Here is a 14,187-nt window from a genome sequence, read left to right on the forward strand (position 1 = left end):
CGGCGGCGGCTTGCTGTGTATGCCTTGTTCATCATTTCAATCAAGGGCTTATCACTATGCACACTACCAGCGAATTGAGTTCCATCCTTGACAAACTAGCCAACGACAACAAGTTCCGCGAGCACCTGCTGGCTGATCCGGTTTCCGCATTGGCCGCCATTGGCATCACGTTGTCCGCTGACCAGGTTCCTGAAGAGCGCAGCTTGCCATCGCAAGAAGAAATCGCCGCAGACAAGGATGAGCTGATGCACAGCCTTGAAACCACGGCCACCATGCTGCCATTCCTGCTGTCCGGCGCGCTGGTTCCAGCCTGATTTGCAATACCGTTAGTCGATCGTGACTGCGAGTTCGCGGTTGCGGTTGGCTGCGTTGCCGGCGTAATCCTCGGCGGTGATGCGCAGGATGTAATTGCCCGGCCCCAGTTCCCCGACCTTCCAGCTGCCCGGCGTGAGCTTGCTGTTGATGAGCTTATTGTTGATGGCATAGGCAAAGCGCGTCTCGGCCGCGCCGTGCACGGTAATGCCGCTGTTGGCGGCATACACCAGCTTCACCGCGTCGCGGTTGCGCGGCAGACGGTCGTATTGCTGCGTGATGATCGGTTCCGTCATGCCGGGAATGGTTTCGCCATCCTGGTTCAGCAACTGGTAGCCCAGACGGTAAAGCCCCAGCCGGCGGCGCTTCTGGTTGCCGTTGATCTGGTCGCTGGCATCCACCACGATCTGCACCTCGCCCAGGCTGCGCGGAATGTACAGCCGGCCTTCGCGTTTTTCCGTGAGCGCTTTGCCATTGTGGTCGACCACGCTGATGCTGTTGATCTCGGGCGCTATCGTATCCTCCAGATCAACGAACGGCAGCAGCAGCGGATTCAGCGCTCCGCCATTGGGCTTGTAGTCCAGATGCACATGCGCCATGCGGTTGATGGTGCCCAGCGTCTCGCCCACCACAAAGCGCGTGCCGCGTTTGACGCGCACGGCTTGCGCCACGCCCTTCTGGTTTTTCGATATCAGGAAACGCCCATCGATGGCCTTGTCCCTGGCATCGCGCCCGACCCGCATGTGCACGTACTGCATGCCGTCGAACGCCAGGCCTTCCGACAATTCGCCGTAGCCCCAGCTGGCGCGCGGATCGGTGACTTTGCCCGCAGTGATGGCCAGTACCGGCGTGCCGATGGCGGCCTGCACATCCATGCCGCTGTGGAAATGATCGCGGCTCTCGCCGTCGAAATTGCCGCGCACTTCGCCCATCAGGCCCACCACTTCATGCACCTTGTTCTGCGGCGACACCGGCCACTTCATGGTCGCGCTGTGCGATGGCCGGCCGGGCAGCGGAGCGTCCGGCGCCGGCGTGACCTCGCCGTTGACGAGCGCAATGTGGTGCAGGCGGAAGGTGGCGCCATCGGTGACGAACAGCGAGCCATCCCTGGCCAGCGCCATGGCGCGCGGCGAATACAGGCGCACGCCGCCATCGGCGCCATAGCCCGGCTGGGCAGGATGGTCGACATCCTGCAGCGCCACCACGTCGCCCTGCGGCGTGATTTGCGCCACGCGGCCGTGCGCGCTGCTGCCAATGTACAGGAAGCCATCCCGGGTCAGCGCAATACCGACCGGGGAACGCAGCAGTGCATCGCGGTCATCGTCCTTGGCGGCCGCGATGGTGGTGACATTGCCGTCCTTGCCCAGCTTGCGGATGGCGTGATTGGCCGTGTCAGCAATGTAGAGATCGCCTGCGGCGCTGAGCGCCAGGCCGGTCGGCGTATCAAACAGCGCCTGGGCCGCCGCGCCGTCCGCCATGCCGGCACGCTGGCCGCCGGCGATGGTGGTGACCGTGCCATCCGGCGCGATGCGGCGGATGCGGTCGTTATAGGTGTCAGCCACATACACCGTGCCGGCCGCGTCCACGGCAATCCCGATCGGGCCATTGAATTGCGCGCCCGCGCCCTTGCCGTCCTTGTCGCCGGCGAGCCCGTCGCCGGCCAGCGTGGAAACCGAGCCATCCGGCGTGATTTTGCGGATGGCGTTATTGCCGGTATCGGCCACATACAGATTGCCGGCGGCATCGATCGCCAGGCCGGACGGCGTGTTGAACGCTGCCGCACTGCGCGCGCCTTCCTGATAGCCTTCCGTGCCGCCAGCGAACGTGGAGCTGACGCCGTCCCGATCAATTTTGCGGATGCTGTTGCCGTCGCCGCCATCGGCAACGTAGAGGTTGCCTTCCTGGTCGAGCACCACGCCAAACGGGTCCGAGAAGCGCGAGCGGTAGCCCGGACCATTGTTGGTGCCCGGCAGGCCGTCGCCGGCAATGGTGCTCACGCGCGCGCGCCAGCTGGTCGGCGTGCCGGCCGCCGCAGGCCGCGCCACCGTGCCGATCTGTTCCGGTTCGGCAGACTTGTGGACCACCAGGTAGGCGACGCCGCCGCCAACCGCCGCGCCGCCGAGCGCCAGCGCAAGCAATGTGAGTTTGAATTGAGTTGGAGACACTTGCCTGATCCGAAGTTGATTTATGGCAAGTTTAACAAATTTTTAGCACGGGCGGCAATCAGCTCTAGGGCACATCGAGGCTGTCGGCGCTTAACGCGTGCGCGATGCCGTTGACCAGCACGCGCAAGCGGCCCAGCGTGGTCCGGTCCAGCTGGTTGGACAGCACCACCACCGCGATGCCCTGCTGCGGATGCAGCGCCACCAGGCTGGCGTAGCCGGGAATGGCGCCGTCCTGCCACAGCACGCGCTGCGCGTCCTTGGTCAGCATCTGCCAGTTCAGCCCCACCGCGTAGTCGTCGCTGGTATAAGTCGGCTGGTGCGACAGGCGCACCACGGCATCGCTTTCCTTGAGCTGCCAGCGCGCATAGCGCAGCATGTCGGGCAAGCTGGACTTGAGTCCGCCTGCAGCCTGGAACCCGGCGTCTGCGCCGCTCTGGCGCACGCCGTTATCGTCATAGCCAACCGCAACGCGGCTGGCCTGCCCGGCGCCTGGCTCGGCGAAGGTATCCTGCATGCCCAGCGGCGCGGCGATGCGCTGCCGGACCAGTTGGTCGAAACTGCTGCCGTAGGTGCGCGCGAGGATATCGCCCAGCAGGTTGGCAGCGGCATTTGAATACTGGAAGCGGGTCCCCGGGGGCGCGCTTAACCTGACGCTGTGCAGGTCCACCTGGTTGTCGAACGGCAGGCCGGAACGGTGATTGAGCAGATGGTACAAGCGGATCGGCTGCCCTTCAAACGCCAGGTTGTCGTAGCCGGCGCCCAGGTACAGGCGCACGTCATCGTCCAGCTTCAGCTTGTGCTCAAGCGCCGCCTGGGCCAGCAAGGCGCCGGCGAAGGTCTTGGTCAATGAGGCGATGGGATAGATGGTCTGATCATCCGGTGCTGGCTGCCCCGGGCTGGCGTAGTGGTAGCTGTGCATCCTGCTGTGTTCGACCACGCCGATCGACAAGGTGCGGGTGGCCGGCGCTGCCAGATACGCCTTGGCAGCATTGGCGACAACGTCATTCACATCCGATGCAGCCGCCAGCAGCGGGAACAGCAATACCAGGCCCCAGATCCTCATACCCTACCTCTGCAATTAAAAATGCACAGTCTAGAGCATGCTGCAAAAAAGACAAAAAAAAGCCCGCTCAGGGAGCGGGCTGAAGTCTATTTCCTTGGAGGAGAATAGAGGAGACAGGTGAAGTATGCTGCATCACAGCATATCAGTCCAATTTATCTTTCCAATAGCTGAAATTCACAAGGCAAATATCTCAATGAAACTTGTTGCATATTCCCCACGGCGCTCCACGTTGCCATGAGGCCGCTCACTGTGCACCAGGGCAAGCGACATATCCCGTTACAAAGTTCAGGTGTACAAGTGACTGTCGCCGGCATACATTCCTTAAAGCAACACTCAATCAGTCGAAGAATGGGGAGTCCATGCCATGAGTACCGAGATCGCCAACGCAGAAGAAGCACCTGCTGACGCCCTACCCCTTGCCGCCCTGGCGGGCCTGAGTGCCAGTGCGCTGTTGGCAGGTTGTGGCGGTGGCAATGCGGCCGACAGCGGCAATGGAACCACCATGGCGCGCATCCTGCAGGGCGACGCGCCTGCGGCAGACAGCGGCACGTCGGCCACGCCGTCCGGCGACGCCGCACCGCACCAGATGGTACAGGGCGGCGCTCAGGCATCCGCGATCACCGGCATCAGCGCGGCTGCGGCGGCACGCTTTCTGGCGCAGGCGGCGATGGGCGCCAGCCGCGCCGACATCGCCTCGGTGCAGTCGCTGGGTTATGCCGGCTGGCTGGAAGCGCAATTCGCCCTGCCGCAATCCACCTCGCGCTGGGACTGGCTGGTCAGCAAGGGCTATAACAACATCAGCTACCGCAACAGCGAAGCGGGCTTCGACAATTGCGCTTGGCGCAAGCTGATCACGTCACCGGATACGCTGCGCCAGCGCGTCACGCTGGCCTTGTCGGAAATCTGCGTGGCCGCCATTGACGGCCTGGTCGGTAGTGGCTGGCGCGCCTTTTCTGCCGCCGCCTATCTTGACCTGCTGGAGGGCGAAGCGTTCGGCAACTACCGCACACTGCTCGGAAAAATTTCCACCAGCCCGGCCATGGGGCAATTCCTGACCTTCCGCGGCAACGTCAAATACAACCCGGCCACCGGCGCCATGCCGGACGAGAACTATGCACGCGAAGTCATGCAGCTATTTACCATCGGCCTGCTGCGACTCAACCAGGATGGCACGCCGGTGCTGGTGAATGGCAAGCCGCAGGAGACTTACGGCCTGGCCGATATCACGGGCCTGGCCCGCATCTTCACGGGCTGGGATTTCGATATGGCCGGCGGCAATGCCACCACACCAGACTTCCTGCACCGGCCCATGGTGCAAATCCCCAAGCGTCACGAAACCGGCGCCAGCACTTTCCTCGGCCAGACCGTGGCAGCCGGCGCGGATGGCGCCAAGGCGCTCAATGCCGCACTCGATATCATTTTTGCCCATCCCAACGTGGCGCCGTTCATCAGCCGCCAGCTGATTCAAAAGCTGGTGACCAGCAATCCCTCGCCGGAATATGTGGCGCGCGTGGCCGCCGTCTTCAGCAACGATGGCAAGGGCGTCAAAGGCAATCTGAAGGCCGTGCTGCGTGCCGTACTGCTGGACAAGGAGGCGCGCACCGCGCCCACCACCGCCAACACCAGCTACGGCAAGCTGCGTGAACCGATGCTGCGCATGCTGGCGTGGGCGCGCGCCTACCGCGCCACCTCCGCCACCGACGTCTGGGCCATCGGCAACACCAGCGACGCCAGCGCGCGCCTGGGGCAAAGCCCGCTGCGCTCGCCATCGGTGTTCAACTTCTACCGGCCCGGCTATGTGCCGCCCAATGGCGCCGTGGCGGCCGCCGGCCTGGTGGCGCCAGAATTCCAGCTCACCAATGAATCGTCGGTGGTCGGCTACGTCAACTACATGCAGCGCGCCGTCAGCAAAGGCATCGCCGACGTCAAGGCGGACTACAGCAGCCTGCTGCCGCTGGCGGGCGACGCCAAAGCGCTGCTGGGTGAAATCAATCTCGTGCTGGCGGCAGGGCAGCTGAGCAGCGGCACGCTAAGCCTGCTGAGTAGTGCCATCGGCGGCATGCCGGCCACCACTGACGCCGCCAAGTACAACCGCATCTACGCCGCGCTGACGCTGGTGCTGGCCGCCCCTGAATTCCTCGTCCAACAATAACTGGAGATCGCCATGAGCAATGCATCTCGCCGCGCTTTCCTCAAACGTGCGTCCATGCTGTCCGTCGCCGGTGTGGCAACGCCGTGGGCCATCAACCTGGCCGCCATGGCGGAAGCTGCTGCTGCCACCGCCAATGACTACAAGGCGATCGTCTGTGTCTTTCTTTACGGCGGCAATGATTACGCCAACACGCTGGTGCCGTACGACAGCGCCAGCTTCAACGCCTACTACAATCTGCGTCCCACGCTGGCCTATCAGCAGAGCGCGCTGACAGGCACGGTGCTGCGGCCCTCCAGCATTCCGTTGGATGGGTCCGGCATGCCGCGCCAGTATGCGCTGGCGCCTGAACTGGCGCCGCTGCTGCCCATCTTCAATGCGGGAAAAATGGGCGTGCTGCTGAATGTCGGCACGCTGGTCGGTCCCACCACCAAGCAGCAGTATGTGCAAAAATCGGCGCCGCTGCCCGCCAAGCTGTTCTCGCACAACGACCAGCAGTCGGAGTGGCAATCCTCGCTGCCGGAAGGCGCCGAGTCCGGCTGGGGCGGACGCCTGGGCGATCTGTTCGAAGCGGGCAATGGCAGCGCCACGTTCACGTGCGTCAACGTGTCGGGCAATGCGGTGTTCCTGGCCGGGAAACAGGCGACCCAATACCAGGTATCCACCAGCGGCCCGGTGCCCTTCACCGCGCTGGAGCATCCGCTGTTTGGCTCCAGTGCTGCCAGCGCCGCACTGCAAACGCTGGTCACGCAGCCGCATTCCCACTTCATGCAATCAGACTATGCGCGCATCACGCAGCGCGCCATCTCGGCCAATACGGTACTGAGCACGGCGCTGGCGGGCGGCGCGACCATCAACACACCCTTCCCTGCCGCGAACGGTCTGGGCGATCAACTCAAGATGGTGGCGCGAATGATTGCCAGCGCGCCGGCGATTGGCGCCAAGCGCCAGGTGTTCTTTGTGTCGATGGGCGGCTTCGACACCCATGATGGCCTGCTCACCGTGCACCCCGGCCTGCTGAAAAGCGTCGCCGATGCGGTCTCGGCGTTCTACAACGCGACGGTCGAACTTGGTGTGCAAAACCAGGTGACCACTTTCACCGCCTCCGACTTCGGACGCACACTGAGCGGCAACAACGATGGCTCCGATCATGGCTGGGGCAGCATGCACTTCATGCTGGGTGGCGCCGTGCAAGGCGGGCGCTACTACGGCAAGCCTCCGGCCGTCGCCAGCGACGGTCCTGACGATGTCGGCCAGGGCCGCCTGCTGCCGACCACCTCGATCGAGCAATATGCCGCCACCCTGGGCAAATGGATGGGCGCCTCGGACAGCGATTTGCTGAGCCTGTTACCCAACCTGGCCAACTACAACGCCGGCACCCGCAATCTCGGCTTTGTCTGACGCGGACGACAGGATAAAAAAACAGGTCGCAAGCAGCGCTGCCAAAGCCAGTCCTGGTGGCGACGGTGACTTCGTCCGCGCCGGCGTCACTGCAGTCCTGCGCCATCTGCTGCCCAACACAATAAAAAACCCGAAAGCCACGTTGTGACTTTCGGGTTTTTAGCGGAGGCGGCTTAGTTTTACTTGACGTCCGCCGCGTAAGGCAGCACGCGCGAGGCCATGCGGGTGTCCGTCTTCAGCACGCTGACTTCGTCCGACAAGATGTGCACCGCTTCGTTCAGCAGCACGTCCTTGGCGGCCTTGGCCTGCTTCTCCGCTTCCAGCTCGGCGGCCAGCGAACGCTCGGCGCCTTGCAAGCCGTCATCGCTGCGCAGCGCGCCCTTGACGCCCGCGACTTTCGGCGTTGGCGCTGCCTTGCCGTTGGCTGGCTTGGCCGCAATGGCCTTGTTCAGCGCATCTTTCGGATCGGGCACCAGGATAGGATCGTCGGCGCCCGGCGTTGGCGACAGCAGACGCGCTTCACGCAGCTTGGCGCGCGCTTCCTGCTGATCGCGTTCCTTGCGGCGCGCGGCTTCGTTCAGCGAGATCGAGTTTTCCTTGCGCTGTTTTTTCACCAGGGCGATGTCTTCGGCCAGGTACTGGAAGTCCTTGTCCTTGGACACGCGCGCCTCGTGCTTTTTGTCCAGCAGCGGCACGATTTCCTTCATGTCACCGGTCGGGATGTAGATTGCCGGTTTGATCTGGGTCCACGGCAGCGCGTTGTCGTAGCTCGACTCGCCAAAGGTATCCGAATCGCCCATGGTCGGCAGCTTGATGTCCGGCGTCACGCCGCGCAGCTGGGTGGTGCCGCCATTGATGCGGAAGAACTGCGCAATGGTGAACTTGAGCTCGCCATAATGCACCTTGTCGTTCTGCGCAAAGCGGTCCAGGCCAAACAGGGTCTGCACCGTGCCTTTGCCGAAGCTAGGCTCGCCAATGATGATGCCCCGGCCGTAATCCTGGATCGCCGCCGCGAAAATCTCCGACGCCGAGGCCGAACCACGGTTGATCAGCACGCCCATCGGGCCATCCCAGGCCATGCCCGGATTGGTGTCGCTCTCGACTTCCACCTTGTTGTCGCCATTGCGCTGCATGACTACCGGGCCTTTGTCGATGAACAGGCCGGTCAGTTCCACCGCTTCGGTCAGCGAACCGCCGCCGTTATTGCGCAGGTCGATCAGCACGTTATCGACCTTGTCCTTCTTGAGCTCGACCAGCAGGCGCTGCACGTCACGCGTGGCCGACTTGAAATCCTTGTCGCCCTTGCGGCGCGCTTCAAAGTCCATGTAGAAGGTTGGCAGCGAAATCACGCCGACGCGGCGCTTGGCAGCGCCATCCTTGATTTCATAGATCGACTTCTTGGCCGACTGCTCTTCCATGCTGATCTTCTGACGCACCAGCGAGACGAACTGGTGCTTGGCATCGGCGCCGCCGTCGGCCGGGATGATTTCCAGCTTGACGGTGGAATCCTTGGGCCCGCGGATCAGCGCCACCACGTCGTCCAGGCGCCAGCCCAGCACTTCGGTCATGGGCGTTTTTTCATCCTTGGCCACGCCAACGATCTTGTCGCCCACCTTGATCTTGCCGGACAGGCCAGCCGGGCTGCCCGTCACCACTTCACGCACCACGGTGTAGTCATCGCGCGATTGCAGCACGCAGCCGATGCCTTCCAGCGACAGGCGCATGGCGATGTCAAAGTTCTCAGCCGCGCGCGGTCCCAGGTAGTTGGTGTGCGGCTCAATCGACATGGCGTAGGCGTTCATGAAGATCTGGAACACGTCTTCATTGGTCAGCTTGCGCGACGGGCTCAGGTAGCCTTCGTAACGCTTGTCCAGCGTTTCGCGGATGGCCTTGTCGTCCTTGCCGGCCAGTTTCAGGCGCAGCCACTCATTCTTGACGCGCTTGCGCCACAGGTCTTTCACCTCGGCGTCATTCTTGGCCCAGTCGGCCTTCTCGCGGTCGTACTGATAGGTCTCGTCGGACGTGAATTCAAACTTGCTCTTGTTGACCAGTTCGCGTGCATAGGCGATGCGCTCATTGAAACGCTGCTGGTACAGATTGAAGATGGCAAACGGCACACTCAGGTTTTCGCCGTTGATGGCGTCATCCAGGCGGGTGCGGACGATGGCGTACTGGTCGACGTCGGCCTGGGTGAAGAACATTTTTTCCGCATCCAGCGACTTGAAGTAGCGGTCGAAGATTTTTTCCGACATCGCATCATCCAGCGGTACCGGCTTGTAATGCAGCTTGGTGAGCACACGCGAGGCCCACACGGCCGCCTGCGTCTGGCCCGCTTGAGGCTTGAGGGGGGTATCCGCCGTTTTCTCTGGCACGGCGGCGCCGGCCTGCACTGACAGGGCCGCAAGGATGGCCACCAACAGCATTTGCTTCTTCATCGGCTTACTCCGAAACGTATTGATTAAGGTATGAGCACTACGCTCTGATTCTACAGGATAGCGTAAGCAACACGGGACTAGTATTTCCGAGTTTCTCTGCCTAAGCTTAAGCACACCTGAAACACGGCAACTTTTCACCATCCGAAATAAGTATAACTACGTATTTGCGACTTCATTTTGTTTAAGTCATTGTTTTAAAAAACAAAATTTTTCGAGACATTCCTCGAATTGGTTGCCTTGTGGAAAAAATCTGGTATCATACTGGTCTTCACTTAGTTTCATCCTGAAGGCTCTGCTCCGGCAGCGCCCTTGCCTTCGCAGTTGTTGTCCGCCTCCCCGGCGGGCGCGCCCGGCTTCCGGGCGACTTCAAACCGCAGTATTTTTCTAAAAAGAACATGAAAACAATAATCTTGAATCCCCGTAATTGGGGTGTCGGTACCAAAATTACCGTTTTTACTTTTGGCCTCATCAGTGTGATTCTGGCGCTGCTGCTCACGCTCATCAACATGAGCACCTCGGCCATGCTGAAAGAGCGCGCCAAGGCCAACGTCGCCAACACCTTGGGCGGCATCAGCAATACCGTTGAGATGTTCAACACCGCCATGAGCAACGACGCCTCCAGCTTCGCGCGTTTGTTCGCGGCCGGCTTCGGCGACGGCGGCTTCTCGCTGGACACCGCTACAACCGTCGACATCGGCGGCAAGCCGACGCCTTCGCTCAAGCACAACGGCAAGACGCTGAATATGGACTTCAGCATCCCCGACAAATTCACCGCCGACACCGGCGTCGTGGCCACCATCTTTGCCGCCAACGGCGATGAGTTCGTGCGCGTCACCACCTCGCTGAAAAAAGAAAACGGCGAACGCGCCATCGGTACCCAGCTCGACCACGCGCACCCAAGCTACCCGCTGCTGCGCGCCGGTGGCAACTACATCGGCCTGGCCACGCTGTTCGGCAAGCAGTACATCACCGAATACGATCCGATCAAGGACAGCAGCGGCAAGGTCATCGGCGTGCTGTTCATCGGCTTCGATATTTCCAAGAACCTCAGCGTGCTGAAAGAGAAAATCAAGGCCATCAAGATCGGCGACACCGGCTACGTCTACATCGTCAACGCCGCCGGCAAGACCTTAGGCACGGCCGTGGTTCACCCGAGCCTGGAAGGCCAGAGCCTGCTGGACAGCAAAAGCAGCGACGGCCGCCTGTTCATCAAAGAGATGCTGGACACCAAGGAAGGCAGCATGAGGTACGACTGGGCCGACAAGGACGGCGAAACACCGCGCGAGAAGATGGTGGAATTCCATACCTTCAAGCCGTGGAACTGGCTCATCGTCGGCGGCACCTACACGGAAGAAATCACGCGTGAAGCAGGCCAGCTGCGCAACCGCTACGCCGTGCTCGGCCTGATCTCGCTGCTGCTGTTTGCGGTGGTGCTGTTCCTGCTGGTGCGTGCCGTGGTCTCGCGTCCGCTGTCGCGCGCTACCGAAGCCGCCAGCCGTATCGCCCAGGGCGACCTGGACGTGCATCTGGAAATCAATAACAAGGATGAGATCGGCCTGGTGCTGCGCTCGCTGAACAACATCAGCGACAACCTGTCCGGCGTGGTCGGCCAGGTACGCCAGGGCGCCGAGCAGATCACCACCGCATCGGCGGAAATCGCCCAGGGCAATCTGGATCTGTCGGGCCGTACCGAAGAGCAGGCCTCCAGCCTGGAAGAAACCGCAGCCTCGATGGAAGAACTGAGCACCGCCGTGACCCAGAACGCCGAGAACGCAACGCAAGCCAACAAGATGGCGCTGGCCGCGTCCGACATCGCCGTCAAGGGTGGCGAAGTGGTGGCGCAAGTGGTCGACACCATGGGCTCGATTACCGCCTCGTCGCGCAAGATTGCCGACATTATTTCGGTCATCGACAGCATCGCCTTCCAGACCAACATCCTGGCGCTGAACGCCGCCGTGGAAGCGGCGCGTGCCGGCGAACAGGGCCGCGGCTTTGCCGTGGTGGCCTCCGAAGTGCGCAACCTGGCGCAGCGCTCGGCCACTGCCGCCAAGGAAATCAAGGAACTCATCGACGACTCCGTGAGCAAAGTGGAAATCGGCAGCAAGCAGGTGGAACAGGCTGGCAGCACCATGAAGGAAGTGGTTGACAGCGTGCGCCGCGTGACCGGCATCATGGCCGAAATCAGCACCGCCAGCGAAGAACAGCGCGCCGGCATCGGCCAGGTGCACGAAGCCATCACCCAGATGGACCAGGTGACGCAGCAGAACGCCGCACTGGTGGAAGAAGCGGCCGCTGCCGCCCAGGCGCTGCAGGACCAGGCGCATGAACTGGAAGACGTGGTGCGCATCTTCAAGCTGGGCAGCCACAGCGGCAACCAGCAGCCTGCGCGCGCGCAGGCACAGCGCCTGGCGCTCAAGTAAGCGCGCCGCGCCAGTCATCAAGCCGCCCCGTGAATCACGGTGGCGGCTTTTTTCTTTTATAATTGCTGAATGCCTATTTTTCTCCAGCACCGGCGCTTGACCAGCCTGATCGTTTCTATAGCGATCCTGCTGAACCTGTGCGCGCCGGCGGTCAGCCAGGCGGTCACGCTATTGACCGCCAATCCGCTGGCCCTGGAGATTTGCAGCGCGACCCGCGCAGCCGACGATACCGCGCCAGCCAAGCTGCCCGCGCACACCGTCAAGCATTGCGTCCTCTGCGCCGTCCAGGGCGGCAACGATGCGCCCCCGCCCGCACCCGCCGGCCTGCTGGCGGTGCTGGAAGGCCACGACGTTTATCCGGCGCCGCGCCACACCGCGCGCCTGCCGCAATCCACCTGGTCCGACGCGCAAGCGCGCGGGCCACCTGCCGCCGCCTGATTGTCGTCCGCCGCACGCTGGCGCCTATCGGCCCTGCGTGCTTCCGCAACATCCGCTCTACAGGATTCCCTATGCAACGCCGTTTATTCCTATCGTCGTTGGCCGCCCTGCCATTCGTGGCGGGCACGGCGCACGCCGCCGGCTTTACCGCCATCGACATCACGGGCAGCAGCATCGGCCCCGACTATCAGCTGTTTTACGGTGACGGCAAGCCCGCCGCACTGCGCGACTTCAAAGGCAAGGTGGTAATGCTGTTCTTCGGCTTCACCCAATGTCCGGACGTATGCCCGACCGCGCTGGCGCGCGCCGTCGAGATCAAGCGCCTGCTCGGCGCCGATGGCGACAAGCTGCAAGTCGTGTTTGTCACCGTCGATCCGGAACGCGATACCGCACCACTGCTGGCCGAGTACACGCGCGCCTTCGATCCCACCTTTGTCGCCGTGCGCGGCAACCTGGAGCAGACCGCCAAGGCCGCCAAGGACTTCAAGATCTTTTACCGCAAAGTCCCGAGCGGCAGCTCCTACACCATGGACCACACCGCCCTCACCTACGTGTTCGACACCAGCGGCAAAGTCCGCCTGGCCATGAAACACGAAGAAACCGCCCAGCAGTGCGCCGACGACATCCGCAAACTGCTCAACCCGAAAAAAGACACCGGCTTCCTGAAAGGACTCTTCCAATGAAAAAACTACTCTCCCTGCTGCTGATGGCCGCCCTGCCCGCCCTGGCGCAAGTCACCGTTGGCGAACCATGGGTGCGCGCCACCGTGGCGGCCCAGAAAGCCACCGGCGCCTTCATGACGCTGACTTCGACCACCTCGGCCAAACTGGTGGGCGCCAGCTCGCCGGCCGCCGGTGTGGTGGAAGTGCACGAAATGAAAATGGATAACGACACCATGCGCATGCGCCAGATCCAGGCGCTGGACCTGCCCGCCGGCCAGCTGGTCAAGCTGGCGCCAGGCGGCTACCACCTGATGCTGCTGAACCTGAAGCAGCCGCTCAAGGAAGGCGACAAAGTACCGCTGACGCTGGAGATTGAAGATGCGCAGAAGGTGCGCAGCAAGGTGGAAGTGGAAGCGCCGGTCAAGCCGCTCAACGCGGCACACTGATCCCTTACCGGGTCAGCCCGCCAAATGTCATCGTCAGCATGTGGCGGACGATATCGTCGTCCGCCATCTTGCTGAACTTCTGCAGATACTCCACCGCCGGGTCGCAGGTCCGCGCATAGTAGCTGAACAAAATCGCGTCAGAAGGCAGGGCCGGATTCAGCAGGCCCTCTTTCTGCGCCTGCTTCACCAGGCCCTCCAGCTGCCGGTTCAGTTTCACCACGCGCAGCATGTACTTCACATTGCGCATCAACATATCCCGCACATGCGGGCTGGTCGACGGCAGGAATGGCAGCCCGCCACCCAGCCGCACGCGCAGCGCCCACTCCAGCAACGCCGACAGCTTCTGCACCGGATTCAGTGCCGCGTCCAGCGCGGCAACCTGCTCAATCGCCCCATCCAGCAAGCGGATCATGGCCTCGCCCACCAGCTCCTCCTTGGACTTGAAGTGCTTGTACAGGCTGGGCTTGGAAATGCCCACCGCCCCAGCCACGTCATCCATGGTCATCAGGTCGTAGCCTTTACTGCCCAGCACCGCAGTCGCCGCGTCCAGGATGGCGTTCTCGCGCAATTTAAACGCCTGGTCTTTAAAACTGAATTTGGACAGAATACTCATAAGTAAATTTCGCTACTAATCAGTAGCGTTTCTGATTTATTGGTAGTAATATTATCACGTCGGTACAAAAACAGGCAGATTGC

Annotated in this window: 11 protein-coding genes; 7 read left to right on the forward strand and 4 right to left on the reverse strand. The window is 62.2% G+C overall.

Features of this window, described 5'->3' with window-relative positions:
• Nucleotides 1-56 precede the first annotated feature (56 nt).
• Nucleotides 57-314, forward strand: coding sequence for an NHLP-related RiPP peptide (locus tag BUA36_RS21750; protein ID WP_072787421.1), 258 nt, complete (start codon nt 57-59; stop codon nt 312-314).
• Nucleotides 315-326: 12 nt separating this feature from the next.
• Here BUA36_RS21750 and BUA36_RS21755 read toward each other — a convergent pair whose 3' ends face one another.
• The gene (locus tag BUA36_RS21755) at nt 327-2,477 is read right to left on the reverse strand and encodes a gluconolaconase (protein WP_229255778.1); all 2,151 of its coding nucleotides are present in this window, start codon (nt 2,475-2,477) and stop codon (nt 327-329) included.
• Nucleotides 2,478-2,541: 64 nt separating this feature from the next.
• Complete coding sequence (locus BUA36_RS21760) at nt 2,542-3,540, reverse strand: serine hydrolase domain-containing protein (RefSeq protein WP_072787423.1); 999 nt, start codon at nt 3,538-3,540, stop codon at nt 2,542-2,544.
• Nucleotides 3,541-3,904: 364 nt separating this feature from the next.
• On the opposite strand from BUA36_RS21760, the gene BUA36_RS21765 reads away from it, so the two are divergent.
• Nucleotides 3,905-5,692 carry a DUF1800 domain-containing protein gene (locus BUA36_RS21765; protein WP_084560277.1) on the forward strand — a complete coding sequence of 596 codons (1,788 nt, stop codon included), beginning with the start codon at nt 3,905-3,907 and terminating at the stop codon, nt 5,690-5,692.
• Nucleotides 5,693-5,704: 12 nt separating this feature from the next.
• Nucleotides 5,705-7,090, forward strand: a complete 1,386-nt coding sequence (locus BUA36_RS21770) for a DUF1501 domain-containing protein (protein ID WP_072787424.1) — start codon at nt 5,705-5,707, stop codon at nt 7,088-7,090.
• Between the two features lie 179 nt (nt 7,091-7,269).
• On the opposite strand, the gene BUA36_RS21775 is transcribed toward BUA36_RS21770, so the two are convergent.
• Nucleotides 7,270-9,525: a carboxy terminal-processing peptidase gene (locus BUA36_RS21775; protein ID WP_072787425.1), complete on the reverse strand. Its 2,256-nt coding sequence runs from the start codon at nt 9,523-9,525 to the stop codon at nt 7,270-7,272.
• A gap of 395 nt (nt 9,526-9,920) precedes the next feature.
• On the opposite strand from BUA36_RS21775, the gene BUA36_RS21780 reads away from it, so the two are divergent.
• From BUA36_RS21780 to BUA36_RS21795, 4 genes are all read left to right on the forward strand, one after another.
• Nucleotides 9,921-11,945: a methyl-accepting chemotaxis protein gene (locus BUA36_RS21780; protein WP_072787426.1), complete on the forward strand. Its 2,025-nt coding sequence runs from the start codon at nt 9,921-9,923 to the stop codon at nt 11,943-11,945.
• Nucleotides 11,946-12,014: 69 nt separating this feature from the next.
• On the forward strand, nt 12,015-12,383 hold the full coding sequence (locus BUA36_RS21785) for a DUF2946 family protein (RefSeq protein ID WP_072787427.1): 369 nt from the start codon (nt 12,015-12,017) through the stop codon (nt 12,381-12,383).
• Between the two features lie 71 nt (nt 12,384-12,454).
• Nucleotides 12,455-13,066 (forward strand): SCO family protein, encoded by a 612-nt coding sequence (locus BUA36_RS21790; protein WP_072787428.1) that lies wholly within the window; start codon nt 12,455-12,457, stop codon nt 13,064-13,066.
• Nucleotides 13,063-13,491 (forward strand): copper chaperone PCu(A)C, encoded by a 429-nt coding sequence (locus tag BUA36_RS21795; protein WP_072787429.1) that lies wholly within the window; start codon nt 13,063-13,065, stop codon nt 13,489-13,491. The genes BUA36_RS21790 and BUA36_RS21795 overlap by 4 nt, the downstream gene beginning before the upstream one ends.
• Before the next feature lie 4 nt (nt 13,492-13,495).
• On the opposite strand, the gene BUA36_RS21800 is transcribed toward BUA36_RS21795, so the two are convergent.
• Nucleotides 13,496-14,104, reverse strand: a complete 609-nt coding sequence (locus BUA36_RS21800; RefSeq protein ID WP_072787430.1) for a TetR/AcrR family transcriptional regulator — start codon at nt 14,102-14,104, stop codon at nt 13,496-13,498.
• Nucleotides 14,105-14,187 lie beyond the last annotated feature (83 nt).

This window comes from Duganella sacchari, from assembly GCF_900143065.1.
GTDB classification, from domain to species: Bacteria; Pseudomonadota; Gammaproteobacteria; order Burkholderiales; family Burkholderiaceae_D; genus Rugamonas; species Rugamonas sacchari.

What these genes read in the sequence shown, in the direction of transcription:
- BUA36_RS21750 (WP_072787421.1), top strand. Translation starts at nt 57, where the DNA reads ATGCACACTACCAGCGAATTGAGTTCCATCCTTGACAAACTAGCCAAC.
- BUA36_RS21760 (WP_072787423.1), bottom strand. Translation starts at nt 3,540, where the DNA reads ATGAGGATCTGGGGCCTGGTATTGCTGTTCCCGCTGCTGGCGGCTGCA.
- BUA36_RS21800 (WP_072787430.1), bottom strand. Translation starts at nt 14,104, where the DNA reads ATGAGTATTCTGTCCAAATTCAGTTTTAAAGACCAGGCGTTTAAATTG.
- BUA36_RS21780 (WP_072787426.1), top strand. Translation starts at nt 9,921, where the DNA reads ATGAAAACAATAATCTTGAATCCCCGTAATTGGGGTGTCGGTACCAAA.
- BUA36_RS21790 (WP_072787428.1), top strand. Translation starts at nt 12,455, where the DNA reads ATGCAACGCCGTTTATTCCTATCGTCGTTGGCCGCCCTGCCATTCGTG.
- BUA36_RS21765 (WP_084560277.1), top strand. Translation starts at nt 3,905, where the DNA reads ATGAGTACCGAGATCGCCAACGCAGAAGAAGCACCTGCTGACGCCCTA.
- BUA36_RS21770 (WP_072787424.1), top strand. Translation starts at nt 5,705, where the DNA reads ATGAGCAATGCATCTCGCCGCGCTTTCCTCAAACGTGCGTCCATGCTG.
- BUA36_RS21795 (WP_072787429.1), top strand. Translation starts at nt 13,063, where the DNA reads ATGAAAAAACTACTCTCCCTGCTGCTGATGGCCGCCCTGCCCGCCCTG.
- BUA36_RS21775 (WP_072787425.1), bottom strand. Translation starts at nt 9,525, where the DNA reads ATGAAGAAGCAAATGCTGTTGGTGGCCATCCTTGCGGCCCTGTCAGTG.
- BUA36_RS21785 (WP_072787427.1), top strand. Translation starts at nt 12,015, where the DNA reads ATGCCTATTTTTCTCCAGCACCGGCGCTTGACCAGCCTGATCGTTTCT.